We start from the raw sequence: 13,363 nt of genomic DNA, 5'->3' as shown, positions 1-13,363 counted from the left end.
AAATCAGATGTTGCGGGCCCGGTTCAGCAGCGCCCGGCCGCCGATCGAGTAGCCGACGATCGCCATCACGGCCAGGATCGCCATGTCGCGCCCGGCCTCCGCGAAGCCGAACAGGCTGGCGTCGCGCATGCCGTTGATGGCGTAGGTGAGCGGGTTGACGTGGGAGAACCACTGCAGGACCGTCGGCATGCTGTCGTAGGTGTACATCGACGGCGCGCTGAACACGAGGACCGGCAGCGACAGGTTCGAGCCGACCATGAAGGCCTGGTAGTCGGTGACCGTGATGGCCGCCGCCAGATAGAGCCCGTTGATGGCCAGCGACGCCAGCGCCAGGGTCACCAGCAGGGCCAGCCAGCCCTCCAGGTCGAACGGGAACTCGAAGATCAGCACGGCCGCGATGAGACCGAGCAGGCTCTGCCCGAGCACCAGCGACACACCGGCGATCATCTTGCCCATCAGGAACCGCGACCTTCTCAGCGGGTACGACCAGAGCTGCGTCGCCACCCCGCTCATCTCCTCCTGGAAGATCGCCATGGCGGAGGTGCCGGCCGCGCTGACCACCGACATGCCCAGCGTCATCGGCAGCAGGAACACCGCGAACCCGACGGCCAGGCCCTTGTACTCCACGGTCTGCACCAGGTTGCTCAGCGAGGTGTTGACCAGCAGCAAGTAGATGAGCATCGGGGCCAGGCCTAGGATCAGGTAGACCCGGTTGCGGGCCAGCAGCGCCCACTCGCGGTAGACCACGGCCCCAAGATCGGCCTGACGGGCGGTGCCGGGCGGCGGCGGCTTGTGGTCGAAGGCCAGCAGGTCGGTCGGGGTGCTCACGCGGTCACCTTCTCCGTCATCCGCAGGAACGCCTCTTCGAGGGAGTCGGAGACGGTCGACACGCCGGTGACCGCGAGACCGGCCAGCGCGGGCAGCACCTCCCGGGCCTTGGCCCCGTGGATGCGCACCTCGTTCTCGCCCGTCGAGATCTCGTGACCGGCGCCCCGCGCCCAGTCCTCGACCGCCTGCCGGGCCGACTCGTCCTCCACGCTGACCTGGACGTGGGTGCTGCCGAACTCCTCGACGATCTCGCGGGGCTTGGCGAACCTGACCACCTGGCCCTTGTTGATGACCAGGACCCGCTGGCAGTTGCGCTCCAGTTCCTCGATGTGGTGGGTCGTCCACAGGATGGTGACGCCGTGCTCCTCACGCAGCCAGGTGACGAACTTCTCGACCTGGCGGCGTCCGGCGACGTCGAGACCGGCCGACGGCTCGTCGAGGATCAGCAGCCGGGGGATGCTGAGCAGCGCCCTGACCAACTGGAGGCGCTGGCGCTGACCACCCGAGAGCTGGAAGCACATCCGGTCGAGGGCCTCGGTCAGGCCCAGGAACTCGGCCACCTCCATCGCCCACGGTTCGACCGCGCGCCACTTCAGGCCGCGGAACCTGGCCGCGATGTGCAGGTTGTCGAGCGCGGGCAACATCATGTCGAACGGCGCGGTCTGGTGCATCGCACCGATGCCGCTCTTGGCCTCGACCGGCTGGCGGACCGGGTCGACGCCGAACACGCGGATGTCCCCGGAGGTAGGTGCGGTGACACCGCAGATCAATTTGATGAGACTCGTCTTACCGGCGCCGTTGGGGCCGAGCAGTCCGCAGGTCTCACCTGGCGCGATGTCGAACGACACGTCGTCGACCGCGGGCCGGCTCATTCCCTTGTACTGCTTGGTAAGCCCCGTGGCCGTCACCACGTCACTCATGGCTTGAGTATGGGCTGGTGATCAGTGGGCCGGACAACCCCACGAAAGTGGGCTTATGCCGAACGGCAGAGGCCTGATTGTGTCTCCCGGCCGCGTGCGAACACCATCGGCCCATGGACACGGGCTCGTACACCCTGCGGATGCCGGCGGCGGCGCGCGGCGTGAGCTGGCTGCTGCCCGACGAAAGCGATCCCCGGACCGTGTTGCCGTGCGTGGTGCTCGCCGACCGCGCCGGCATGGGCGAGTTCGCCGGGCTGCAACGCGGGCTGCGCGCGCTGGGCGTGCCGAGTGTGCGCATCGACGCCGGTTCGGTCGCCGCGCTGACCCGCCACGAAGACGGCTCCCTCACCATCGACGGCCGCCGCATCCTGCCGACGGTGACCTGGGTGCGGCACTTCGCGGCGTTCGCCGGCGGCGACGCCCGTTCCCTGTTCCGCGCCGAGTCATGGGTCGCCCTGGTCGACCAGGTGACGGCCCTCTCGTCGGTACGCGTCCCCGACGGCCTCGACCCCGGCAGGCTGGCCCAGCTCGACGGCGCGGCCAAGGCCGGCATCCGGGTGCCGCGCACGATCGTCACCACCGACCCGGGCAGCGCCGCGTTCCCCTGCCGGAAGATCGTCGTCAAGGCGCTGAGCAGGCACTTCGTGGAGGCCGAGCCGAACCTGCTCGAAGGCGTCTTCCCGGAGATCGCCGACCGGACCGCCTTCCACGCGCGGGACGTGCCGATGATCGTCCAGGAGTACATCGAGCACACCGCCGAGCTGCGGGTCTACCACGTGGACGGCGAGATCAGGGCCTTCCGGGTCGAGAAGCCGTCACCCGCGGCGATCTGGCGCGACGAGGGCTCGGTGAGCGTCGCGCCCGTCACCGCGCCCGCGGAGGTGGCCGAGGCCGTGCACCGCCTGGCCGAGGTGTGGGGGCTGCGCTACGGCGCCTTCGACTTCCTGCTGACCGGCGACGGCCCGGTGTTCCTGGAGGTCAACCCCGACGGCGACTGGCGCTGGTTCGAGTCGAAGGCGGGCGTCGACGACGTCTCGATGGCCACGCTGGCGATGGTCCGCCGGCTGCACCGCGAGAACACCCGCGTCGACCTGTCGGGCTTCCTCCTGCTGGGCGGCCGGGCCACGGCGCTGGACGGCCGCGTGCTCGGGCCGCTCGACATCCGCGTCGGCGGCGTGCCCGTCCACATCAGCGCCAGGAAGTCGCGCCTGCTGGCCGCGATCCTGTTGTCGAACCCGAACGAGGTGATCCCGACCGACCACCTCATCGACTCCCTCTGGGAGGGCCGCCCCCCGGCGACGGCCCGCAAGAACCTCCAGGTGTACGTCTCGGAGCTGCGCAAACGCCTCGGCGACCGCATCGCCTTCGAGGGCTGGGGCTACCGCCTGGACGCCCGCCGCGACGAACTCGACCTCCTCCGCTTCCGCGACCTGGCGGCGGCCGGGCGCGAGATGCGCCGCCGGGGCGCGGGCGACGCGGCCCTGCACCTGCTCGACCGGGCCCTCGACCTGTGGCGGGGACGGCCGCTGGCCGAGTTCGCCGGCATCCCCCTGGTCGACGAGACGGTGGCCCGCTGCACCGACCTCCATCTGGCGGTGAACGAGGACTGGGCCGAGCTCCAGATCGAACGCGGCGCCTTCGTCGAGGTGCTGACCAGGCTCGACGACCTGGCCGCCTTCTTCCCCGCCCGCGAACGCCTGATCGCCGCCCGGATGACCGCCCTGGCGGGCTGCGGCCGGGCCCCCGAGGCGCTCGCCCAGTTCGAGGCGGTCCGCCGCCGGCTGGCCGGAGAACTGGGCATCGATCCCAGCCCCGTGCTCAAGCGGCTCTACACGTCGATCCTGACGGGCAAACCGGCCGCAAGGCCTCGCAATACCGGCGGTTAAGCGCGCGAACCTACGCTCGAAACGAAAGCGATCACGCGAGGAGTTCATTCATGGATCTTGCGTACGACGACCTGATAAATGATCGCGACCGATGGCTGATCGTCATGCTGGCCCGGGGTTACACGACCACCCGGATCGCCCGCGAGATGCACCTCAGCCGGCACACCGTGGCCGAACGCATCAGCAAACTCCTCGACCAGTTCGCCTGCTCCAACCGAAGTCAGCTCGTGGCCTATTCGTACGCCCACCGGTTCCTCAACGTGGGGGTGTGGCCCCCGGGAGTGCGGCGCTGAGCCCTTCGGGCGGCGGCGTGCGCGCGGTGTTCATCACCATGGCCAGCGTCGTGTAGTAGCCGGCCGTGGCGACCGCCGCGACCACCCGCTCCTCGCCGAAGACCGCCACCGCTTCGGCGTAGACGGCGTCGGAGACGTCCTTCGTGCGCTGCAACTCGTCGACCAGATCCCACAACACGGCCAGGCGACCGTCCCGCGGGCGCTCGGCTCTGCCGATGGCCTCCACGTCGGCGGGCGGCACACCCTTGGCCAGGGCGATCGGATGGTGGAAGGCCCACTCGTAGGGCTGGTCCCAGTGCCTGGCCACGGTGAGGACGACCACCTCGACGAGGTCCTCGTCGAGCACGCCGCCGAACCGGATCGCCTCCCCGACGAGCTGCAGCCGCGTCATCAGCTCAGGGCTGCGCAACAACGGCACGAACGGGCCGGAGATCTCGCCGCGCGGGCCCGCCGCGATCCGATCGATCGCGGCCCGCTGGGCCGGGGTCGGGTCGGCGGGGAAGGGCAGACGGTTCGTATCAGTGGTCACTTATATAAAGTAGTCGGATGCACGCCTTCGACGTCCTGGGAGACCCCGTCAGGCGGCGGATCCTCGAACTGCTCGCCGACGGGGAACGGCCCGCCGGGGAGGTGGGCGCGGTCGTCCAGGCGGAGTTCGGCATCACCCAGCCGGCCGTCTCGCAGCACCTCCGGGTGCTGCGCGAGAACGGGTTCGCCACCGTGCGGGTCGACGGGGCGCGGCGGCTCTACGCGGTCGACCCCGCGCCGCTGGCCGAGATCGACCGCTGGCTGACCCGGTACCGGAAGGGTCAGCCGCTGTAGGCGGCGGTGCAGCCGCCGTCGCCGGAATCGGGCTTGCCCTCTGCCACGACCACGCCGTCGACGGTGATCTGACAGGTCAGCTTCACGCCGTCGACCGCCTCGGCCGCCACGTTCAGGTCGTCGAGGCCGGCGAGGTCGAGCTCCTTCTCGAAGGGCAACACCAAGCCCTTGCCGGAGGCGACCTCGCTGCCTTCGGCGTTCATCAGTAAGTCGGCGGCGGTCGCGTCGGGCCGGTCGGCGACCACCTTCATCACCACCTCGTGGATGTCGGACTCGTCGTCGAGCCCCGCCGGCGGCGGCACCCAGGCCGACTCCGGCGACGGGTCGTCCCCGTCGTCGTCGTCGAACGCGGCGGGCAACGCCACCAGGGTGAACAGCAACGCGGCGCCGGTCACGACGGTGATGATCGTGCCGGTGTTGCGGTCTTCGCGGCCCTGTTCCCTGGCCCGTCTGCCGAGCACGGCGAAGGCCAGCGCCGGGATCCACATGAGCCCGAAACTCGCGAACCCGAGAGCGAAGCTGACCCAGGCGGCGGTCCGGTAGGCCTTGCCCACGTCGCGGTCGCGCTGCGGCGGGTGGTAGACGGGAGGCGCGTAGGCGACCGGAGGAGGAGGTGGCGGCGGCGTGTAGAAGTGGGCCGAGGGCATCAGGGGCATGCCCGGGATCGGCGGCAGGTCGTGCATCAGCTCGTTGAGATCGCCCCAGGTCACAGCGGTCTGCGCGGCCGCCAGCCGGGTCGAGAGTTCCTGGTCGTCGAGCCGCCCGACGGCGTAGTGCTCACGCAGAACGGCGCAGGCGCGGTCGCGCTCCACGTCGGATACACGCATGTGCTGCATTTCCGACCTCCCCTGTGTGCCATCCAAACTAGCCAACCGCCATGGCGGGATTCGGGGGATTTTCCGAGAGAATCGGCTCCGGTGAATCGGCCTTGGGGTTCTCCGAGTTTGTCGGTCGGTGTGCCTAAGGTCCGGGGGCATGATCTCACCGACGCGGGCGTTCGGCCACGCCGCGCCTTCGACCCCCAAGTTCTTCAGCGGTCCCGCCGTGCGGCGGATCCTCGACCTGATCCGGCGCAACCAGGTCCACGAGCTCGGCAGCCGCCTGCTCACCCTGACCGAGGCCGAACGCGGCGAGATCGGCCGCGAACTACCCGGCCTGGTGAAAGACCTGCGCGCCGAGAAGACGGCCGAGCTCGCGCGGCGCGACTACGACGCCGACTGGGAGCGCGCCTGGGACGAAGGCTTCGAGATCGACGAGATGCTCGACGAACTGGCCTCCGCCCTGCTGCTGGCCGGCATCGGCACCATCACCGGCCCGGCCGCCGCCGTCTCGTTCATCACCGGCCGCGACGTCAACCGCCGCTGGGCCGTCGGCGTCAACGTCGCCGACGCCGTCAGGGTCGCCGCGTCCCGCCCAGTCGAGTGGCAACGCGACGTCGCCGTACGGCTCGCGCGCCGCATCCGCCGTCCGAACGACCGCGTCGCGCCCCTGGCGGTGGCTCTGCTGCGCGCCTCGGGCGCCGAACCGCCCGACCACGACCCGCTGGTGGCCGCGTGGTTGCGGATGATGACCCACCCCGACGACCCTCTGACGTCGTGCCTCCTGCCGCGGATCTTCGACGCCGAGGGCGCGGGCCGCGAACTGCGCGACGAACGCCTGACCCCCGCGCCCACCCGATGGCTGGCCCGGGTCCGCGGAGACGTGCCCCGCGACCGGGCGATCGACGGCTGCGTGAGCCGCTTCCTGCGCGGCGGCGAGGCGCAGGACCTCCGCTTCTTCGTCCGCCTCCACGACCTGCTCGCCCCGACCCCCGAGGAGACGGGTGCACGCCTGCGCGACTATCTGCGGCTGCTGCCCTCCTCGCCCGGCCCGGTGGCCGAACTCGCCGCGAAGCAGATCAAGGCGGTGTTCCCGATCGAGCGTGCCGACCTGGTCGAAGCGGTCGAGTCGCTGACGTTCCGGGCCGAGGCGAAACTGGCCACGATCGGCCTGCGCTGGCTCGACGCCGAGCTCAGGCGCACCCCGTCGGCGGTGGCCGAGTTCGGGCCGGCGCTGGTGACGGCGTACGGCCACACGTCGTTCAACGTCCAGTCGCGGGCGGTCGACCTGACTCTCAAACACGTGACCGACGGCTCGCTCGTCGCCGACGGGATCGCGACCCTGCCCGCCGACCTGGCCGCCCGCCTGTCGGCCCGCTTCTCCGCCGGGCCCCAGGCCGAGCAGCCCACGGAGGTGTGACGCCTCTGCTATCGACACCGACTGGACCCCGGCCCGGCCAGGGTCCCGCCGGTCCCATGGTCCCGGCCGGGCCGCAGGGAGAGCCGGGTCCCCGCGAGAAGCAGGGGCTCATCGGCGCGCAGGGTGTCCAGGGGTCCCGGGTGTGAAGGGCGACCGGGGTCCCCGGGGTGAGCGCGGAGCCGCGGGGGCCGACGGCATCGCCGGGTTGCAGAAGGTCGTCGCGGCCACCAGATATCCGGCCAACACGGCCGGCACGACCATCGCCAAGCGCCCGGCCGGCAAGGTGCTGCTCGACCCGCTGCTCTACTCGCAGACGGGTGGGCCGCTCGACGACGCCTTGAGCGTCCTGTTCCCGGTCAACAACACCAACGGCTACGTCACGGCGCTCTGCGGCAGCCGTAAGAGACGGACTTATCGCCTATGGGTTAGTTTGACGGCCATGATCAGTGGTGGAGCATGAAGCCGTGCCCCAACCAAGATCACAGTCGTCCGGCCCGTCCGTTGGAACGGTCCTGACATGAGAAAGTCGCGCAGCTCCTCACCGGTACGCAAGAGCAAACGGGAGCCGATCCTCGTCGAGGCGCCGGCCGAGACGATCGAGATCCACGAGATCGACCGGCCGCCGGTGCTGGAGCAGGTGGTGCGCGACTACGCCTATCCGAACACCTCGATCGTCGTCCGGCTCGACTACCGCGCCACCTCGGCCCTGCTCGACCAGGTCGGGATGGCGGGGTCTCTGCAGCACCTCTGCGCGGCGCTCGGGCAGGCCAACCCCGAGCTGGGCCGGCAACTGGTGGAGCGGTTCACCCCGGTCCAGCTCGCCTGGTTGTTGCGGGCGTTGACGATCTACGACCAGAACGCCGGGAAGCTGACCGAGCTGGGCGTCGACCTCTCCACGGTCGTGCGGCGGCTGCTCAGGATGGTCCGGCGCAATGTGCTCACGCAGCCGGGCACGGCCGGGAACGGGTTCGAGAACGAGGTCGTCCTGTGCGGCGGCTGGATGCAGGCCTCGTTGTGCGCGACGCCGCTGAAGGCGGAGCCGGAGGTCCTCAGGACGCTCAACACGCTCTACTTCCCCGGCGGGCTGCCGGGCAGGCGGCAGGTCATCGGGGCGCTGCACCCCGAACTGCTGCGCACGGGGCTGGAGAAGGCCTTGACCACGGTGCTCGACCAGCAGCTCAGTCCCTGGGACCCGCCACCCGGCGAACGGCTCGAACGGGTCGACTTCACCGAGATGGCGAAGATCGCCGACTTCCTGCAGGAGTTCATCTGCACGGTCCTCGCCCCCTTCCCGCTGTCCTACGCCGACGGCCCCCTCTACGGCGCCCCTTACTCGGGCTGCCTGGCCAGTTCGGAGGAGGTGCCCGTCGACAACGACCGGCTGCTCGGCTGGATGTGGAACCGGGGCACCCGCGTCGGACGCGACCCCGCCTACGAGGCGCCCATGACGGCGGCCAACTACCATCCGGGCCGGCCGGCCGACCAGGAGGCGCTGGGGCGGATCTACGCCGAACTGCTGAGCGACGCCGAGTTCGCCCGGAAGGTGACCAAGCTGATCAACCACACGCCGCAGCACGCGGCCGCCGACGGCATGACCTATCTGCTGCCCTGCTATCCGAACCCGGCCGTGCAGTCGCGGGTGAACTGCCGGTGGCGGATGACCCGCACCATGATCCACGAGTTCATGCACCGCATCACCCACCCCGACGTGGTCGCCGCCGCGGAGCACGTCCACCAGCCGCAGATCCTCAAGGAGGGTTTCGTCGAGGTCTTCACGGCGCTCGTGCTGCGGCGGTTGTCCGAACGCGCCGCGAACGACCCGGAGACGCGGAACCTGATCCTCGGCCCCGGCACGCCGTGGGCGCCCGCCCCCGACGCCTACCTCAAGGTCGGCTACGGCCAGGACGGCCTCGACGCGCAGCAGATCGCCGACGCGCTCGGCCGGGGCAACGTGGCGATCGGCTACTTCCTCGGCGACCTGAAACGCCTGGCGATCATGGAGCCGCAGTGATCACCCCGACCGACGCTCTCCAAGGACGGCAGATGACGCTGACCAAGACCAAGCGCGGCGCCGACACCCCGGGGCTGGCCGAGCGGCTGCGCCACGGCGCCGAGGCGGCGTTCCGGTCGCTGGAGGCCGAACTGCTGGGCGACGGCCCGTTCGGCTCCCACTGGAGCAACGTCGCCGCCATGTCCCTGCCGCAGCAGGCCTGGCTGATCCACGCCCTCCACCTGCTGACCCGCAACCCGGCCGACTACCAGCGGTCGCCCGCCGTGGCCCGGCTGGTCGGCCACGCCCGCCGGTACACCGCCGAACCGGGCGGCGACGCCTTCGAGCACGAGGTGCTGGCCGTGAGCGGCTGGACCGAGGCGGTCCTGCCCGCCAGGCTCACCCTGCCGGAGCCCGCCGGGCTGTCCGTCGTACCGGCCGACCGCGAATGGATCTCCGAGGAGGTCGGCCGCCGCCTCGCCGCCGCACCCGAAGGCTTCCTCGACCCGCTCGCCGCCGCCGACCTGGGCGCCGCCGTGCAGGCCGCGCTCCGCGCCGAGTTCCCCGGCAACCGCTACGACGGCCCGCTCTACGACGGTTACGACCTGGGCTCCCGCGTCCGCGACTCCGTCGAGTCGCCCGACGGCGCGGCGGCGCGGGCGGCCTATGTGGCGATGCTCGGCGGCGACCCGGCCGTGCTCGGTTCCGACACCGGATTGGCCGGCCGGGTCGGGCGGCTGATCACCCGGGACGCATCCCACGGGCCGGGGCGGGAGGTGTTCGTCCCGGTGGCGGACAAGGCGCTGCTGACCCACGCCTTTCTCCATGTGCTGGCCCATCCGGGGTTCCGCGAGCGGGCCGGGTGGCTGGAGGAGGACCTGGTCACCCTGTTCACCGCCGAATACGGCGACGGCACGCCACCAACCGAGGGCCCGGCGGTGACGCTGCTGGAGGAACTCGGGTCCGACCGGCTGAAAGTGGCGTTCTTCTTCGGCCGGACCGAGTACCTCGGCATCTAGATCTTGTCGGGGATCAGGTGCCGGTGCCTGGCCGAGGCGTGCACGCCCTCCTCCGACAACGCCGCCGTGATCAGATCGCTCAGTTTCTGCCGGCTCGCCACCACCGGGTTGTCGGCCAGCACCTTCGCGACGGTGGCGGCGCGGGTCTCGGTGAAGCTGAGGCCCTCGGAGTCGGGCAGGTAGTCCTCGGCCTCCTCCGCCCACGAGACGGCCTGGGTGATCGTGGAGTAGAACGGGCTGACGGTCAGCCCCGCCTCCCCCTGCGGGACGGCCCCGGAGATCGCCCGCACGAGGGCGTCGCCGACGACGTCGGATTCGTCCCTGGAGGTGGGGTCGATGGCGTAGTAGACGACCATCTTGTCGTGCTTGACGTTCCGCTGGGGGTCGGCCCAGTTGGACAGGAACATCTTGAACTGGTGGAACCGGCGGCCGATCACGGGGTGGTCGAACAACGCGCCCAGGGCGTAACCGATCTCCAGCGCGGTCTGCTGGCTCTGCACGTTCACCACCAGCCGCCGGGAGCGGTAACGCAGATCCTGCGGCTGGGGGTAGCGGCGGTTGAGCACCCGGAAGTAGTCGCCGGCGGCGAGGGCGGCGGAGAACTGCCCCCCGGAGGCGGCCGACTGGTTCTCCACCTCCCACCGGCCCGCGCCCGCCACGATGAAATCCTCGACCTGACGCCGGGTGACCGGCTCGGTGAGATATCCGGGACCGCCGACCCCCATCAGGCGGTAGACCTCCGACCGCACGTCCTCCCCGTCGACGTCGATCCGGGCGCCCCCGTTCTCCGGGTCGTAGTAACGCTTGTAGAGGTCGCTGATGAACAGTCCGTCCCGTGCGCCGTTCCGCCGGTAACGGGCGCCCCGCGCGGGAACGTTTTCCCGGACGCCCGTCGGCGACGCCACCACGTCGGACACGACCGGACGGCGGTAGGGCACCGTGATGGAAGCCGGTCGCGACTTCGCGGTGGAGCCAGACGAACTGGACGAACTGGACGAACTGGAGGAGCTCGACGAACCGTCGGCGGTGATGACGCCGTCGTCCTTCTTCTTCTTGCGGCCCTTCTTCTTCTTGAACGTCATGGTCTGCTCCGCTCGGTCAGCTGTGCCGGTGGCGCTGGTTCCACGGGATGCCCGCGACGTCGAAGGCGTCGAACACCGCCTCGGCCAGGGCCGCGGCGTTCGGCATCGCCTCGTCGGTGTCGAGGATCTCCCTGATGAGAGAGGCGCGGGTGTCGGTGAAGCTCATCCCCTCGGCCCCCGGCATGAAGTGCTGGGCGTCCTCGGCCCAGGTGACCGCTTCGGCCACCCGGGAGTAGAACGGGCTGGTCAGCATGACGGCCTGGTCGGGCGGCAACATCGAGTTGATCGCGGCGAGCAACCGGTCGCCGACGACGTCGGGGCCGCCGTCCTGGGCGTCGTCTGCGGTCAGGTAGTAGAGCACCAGCTTGTCGGTCTTGACCGGGCTCTCCGCGGGAGCCTCGGAGAGGAAGACCTTGACCTTCTCGAAGTAGGGGCCCACCTCTTCGTCGGCGAACAGCGTGGTCAGCCCGGCGGTCAGCGACAGAGCCGCCTCCTGGGTCCGCACGTTGACCGCCAGCCGGCGCATCCGCCGGGCGTTCCGGCCGGGGTCGAACGTGTGCTGGAGGTTGGCGACGTGGAAGTAGTCTCCCGCCGCGGCGGCCTGCTGGAGGTCGGGGTTGTCCTGCGGGAAGGTGACGAAGCTCTTGTTCCGCAGGCCGAGGGAGGCGAGGGCGGCGATCGAGCCCTCTTCGAGCGGGACGCGCAGGTAGTCGGCCTCCTGGAGAGGGTCGTCGGTGCTCATCAGGCCGTAGAGCATGCTCTCGCTCATCGAGCGGTCGCGGGCGCCGCTCGCGTCGTAGTAGACCTCCCACAGGGCTTGGAAGAACTCCATGTCGCGCTGGTAGTTCACCGATCGCCGGTCGGCGTCGGTCAGCGTCTCGCCCTGCCGGCGGGGGGACGCCGGGCCGGGCAGCGGGGCTGGTTCTGGCACGTCCCACAGGCGCAGCGGCGGAACGTCGCCGACCTCCTCCTGCGGTTGGACCAGATCGTCCACCAGGTCGTCCACCGGATCGGGCTCCGGCGTGCGAGCCTCGGGCGCGCTGCCGGAACGGGGCCGGGGCCCGGCCTGCGGCCGGACCGGGGCCGACTTGCCGCGTTTCTTCTTGAACGCCATGGGGCTCCTCGTCAGGACAGGCCGATGAATTCGGTACGGCCCAGGAAGTAGGCGGCCTTCAGCCGGTCGGGCCCGACCGTCTCGTAGAGCTCGACGGCGGCGGCGCCGGAGGAGCCGTAGCCGATGTCGGCGACCTCGGGCAGCAGGTCGGCGGTGAGCACGTCGGCGACGCCCTCGACCAGGATCTGCGGGTCGGCCGTCTCGGCGGCCCGCGCCAGGTAGTGGGGGTGCGCGAGGCGGTGCAGGAACTCGTGCGCCAGCGTCCGCCGCAGGTCCGGTGCTCGGGCGATCGTCGCCGGCACGTACACCGGGCTCCGCAGCCCGCTCTGGTGGGACGGGCTGACCTCGATCAGCTCGGCGACCAGGTCGTCGAGCTCCGGCGACCCGGCCAGCCAGCCCTTGAGCAGCGTGTCGAGTTCCTCGCGGTGGACGGCGTCGTCATAGCCGTCGAGCATGCCCCCGGCGGCCGGGTCACGGCCGAGCAGGTGGACCTGCCGCCGCAGGTGGTCGAGCCGGTCGAAGTCGCCGGTCGGCCGCAGGGCCGACGGGAGCACGTTGTCGGCGAACACCCAGCCCTCGTGCAGCGGCCCGTCGGCCCGCGCCATCGCCCACATGGACGGGTCGGCGCGGACGAGTGCCTCGATCTCCCCGGCGGCCTGCCCGATCAGGTCGAGGTCGTCGAACCCGTCCGGCTCAGCCGCCGCGTCTCGCACCTCGATGAGCCGTCGGGCCAGCAGCGGGAGCAACTCCCTGGTGAGCCGGTCGGGGTCGAACCGGCCGACGGCGGGGAAGAAGGGGCCCGGCCGGGGCCTGGCCAGCGACGCCGGGAGGGCGGCCTCCAGCCAGCCGGAGACGGTGAGGATCTCGTACTCGAAGCCGGTGTCGCCGGGTTCGTGGCGGCGTCTGACCGCCTGGTCGACCAGGAGCGAGCAGGCGCGGGCGCCGTCGAAGCCGGGACCGGCCCCGTCGATGTTCTCCAGCAGCAGGTCGAGGCCACGCAGGATCCACTGCTGGGCGGCGGCGTCCAGCCCGGCCACGTCGATCCACCGGGACGCGAAGTCGTCGTCGGACCGGCCGCGCAGCCGGGATTCGCGGGTGCGGAAGCCGTTCTCCACGTCGGGCGGGGCGGCGGGCAGGTCGCGTTTGGTCTTGACTAGGGACATGTGGGTCA

General features: G+C 70.9%; 14 protein-coding genes. 7 read left to right on the top strand and 7 right to left on the bottom strand.

Annotated features, from left to right (window positions below; genetic code table 11):
* Positions 1 to 3: 3 nt before the first annotated feature.
* The gene (locus AW273_RS16795) at positions 4 to 828 is read right to left on the bottom strand and encodes an ABC transporter permease (RefSeq protein ID WP_062349266.1); all 825 of its coding nucleotides are present in this window, start codon (positions 826 to 828) and stop codon (positions 4 to 6) included.
* The gene (locus AW273_RS16790) at positions 825 to 1,748 is read right to left on the bottom strand and encodes an ABC transporter ATP-binding protein (RefSeq protein ID WP_063909990.1); all 924 of its coding nucleotides are present in this window, start codon (positions 1,746 to 1,748) and stop codon (positions 825 to 827) included. The genes AW273_RS16795 and AW273_RS16790 overlap by 4 nt, the downstream gene beginning before the upstream one ends.
* A gap of 113 nt (positions 1,749 to 1,861) precedes the next feature.
* Here AW273_RS16790 and AW273_RS16785 point away from each other — a divergent pair, with 113 nt between their 5' ends.
* Positions 1,862 to 3,634 (top strand): BTAD domain-containing putative transcriptional regulator, encoded by a 1,773-nt coding sequence (locus AW273_RS16785; RefSeq protein WP_062349264.1) that lies wholly within the window; start codon positions 1,862 to 1,864, stop codon positions 3,632 to 3,634.
* A 50-nt stretch (positions 3,635 to 3,684) separates the two neighbouring features.
* Positions 3,685 to 3,927, top strand: a complete 243-nt coding sequence (locus tag AW273_RS16780) for a LuxR C-terminal-related transcriptional regulator (RefSeq protein WP_062349263.1) — start codon at positions 3,685 to 3,687, stop codon at positions 3,925 to 3,927.
* Here AW273_RS16780 and AW273_RS16775 read toward each other — a convergent pair.
* On the bottom strand, positions 3,890 to 4,456 hold the full coding sequence (locus AW273_RS16775; protein WP_062349262.1) for a carboxymuconolactone decarboxylase family protein: 567 nt from the start codon (positions 4,454 to 4,456) through the stop codon (positions 3,890 to 3,892). The genes AW273_RS16780 and AW273_RS16775 overlap by 38 nt on opposite strands.
* A 17-nt stretch (positions 4,457 to 4,473) precedes the next feature.
* Here AW273_RS16775 and AW273_RS16770 point away from each other — a divergent pair, with 17 nt between their 5' ends.
* Entirely contained in the window at positions 4,474 to 4,749 is a 276-nt protein-coding gene (locus tag AW273_RS16770; RefSeq protein WP_062349261.1) for an ArsR/SmtB family transcription factor, read from the top strand.
* Here the strand turns inward: AW273_RS16770 and AW273_RS16765 are convergent.
* Positions 4,737 to 5,585 (bottom strand): DUF1707 SHOCT-like domain-containing protein, encoded by an 849-nt coding sequence (locus AW273_RS16765; protein WP_198168184.1) that lies wholly within the window; start codon positions 5,583 to 5,585, stop codon positions 4,737 to 4,739. The genes AW273_RS16770 and AW273_RS16765 overlap by 13 nt on opposite strands.
* A gap of 139 nt (positions 5,586 to 5,724) precedes the next feature.
* Between AW273_RS16765 and AW273_RS16760 the strand changes: the two genes are divergently transcribed.
* The 4 genes from AW273_RS16760 to AW273_RS16745 all read left to right on the top strand — a co-directional run bounded on the left by AW273_RS16760 (position 5,725) and on the right by AW273_RS16745 (position 9,996).
* On the top strand, positions 5,725 to 6,987 hold the full coding sequence (locus AW273_RS16760) for a hypothetical protein (RefSeq protein ID WP_062349259.1): 1,263 nt from the start codon (positions 5,725 to 5,727) through the stop codon (positions 6,985 to 6,987).
* Between the two features lie 142 nt (positions 6,988 to 7,129).
* Complete coding sequence (locus tag AW273_RS16755) at positions 7,130 to 7,447, top strand: hypothetical protein (RefSeq protein WP_062349258.1); 318 nt, start codon at positions 7,130 to 7,132, stop codon at positions 7,445 to 7,447.
* A 57-nt stretch (positions 7,448 to 7,504) separates the two neighbouring features.
* On the top strand, positions 7,505 to 8,998 hold the full coding sequence (locus tag AW273_RS16750; RefSeq protein WP_062349257.1) for a hypothetical protein: 1,494 nt from the start codon (positions 7,505 to 7,507) through the stop codon (positions 8,996 to 8,998).
* Positions 8,995 to 9,996, top strand: a complete 1,002-nt coding sequence (locus tag AW273_RS16745) for a hypothetical protein (protein WP_062349256.1) — start codon at positions 8,995 to 8,997, stop codon at positions 9,994 to 9,996. The genes AW273_RS16750 and AW273_RS16745 overlap by 4 nt, the downstream gene beginning before the upstream one ends.
* Here AW273_RS16745 and AW273_RS16740 read toward each other — a convergent pair.
* The 3 genes from AW273_RS16740 to AW273_RS16730 are packed head-to-tail and all read right to left on the bottom strand — an operon-like array spanning position 9,993 to position 13,355.
* Entirely contained in the window at positions 9,993 to 11,078 is a 1,086-nt protein-coding gene (locus AW273_RS16740) for a T3SS effector HopA1 family protein (RefSeq protein WP_062349255.1), read from the bottom strand. The two genes, AW273_RS16745 and AW273_RS16740, sit on opposite strands and share 4 nt — an antisense overlap.
* A gap of 16 nt (positions 11,079 to 11,094) precedes the next feature.
* A complete protein-coding gene (locus AW273_RS16735) occupies positions 11,095 to 12,192 on the bottom strand; it encodes a hypothetical protein (RefSeq protein ID WP_062349254.1) in 1,098 nt (365 codons plus the stop codon).
* A gap of 11 nt (positions 12,193 to 12,203) precedes the next feature.
* Positions 12,204 to 13,355 carry a hypothetical protein gene (locus tag AW273_RS16730; RefSeq protein ID WP_062349253.1) on the bottom strand — a complete coding sequence of 384 codons (1,152 nt, stop codon included), beginning with the start codon at positions 13,353 to 13,355 and terminating at the stop codon, positions 12,204 to 12,206.
* Positions 13,356 to 13,363: the final 8 nt, after the last annotated feature.

This window comes from Herbidospora yilanensis (genome assembly GCF_001570565.1).
GTDB lineage: Bacteria > Actinomycetota > Actinomycetes > Streptosporangiales > Streptosporangiaceae > Herbidospora > Herbidospora yilanensis.
The sequence above is the reverse complement of the archived record's forward strand: the minus strand, read 5'-3'. Positions and strand labels throughout refer to the sequence as shown.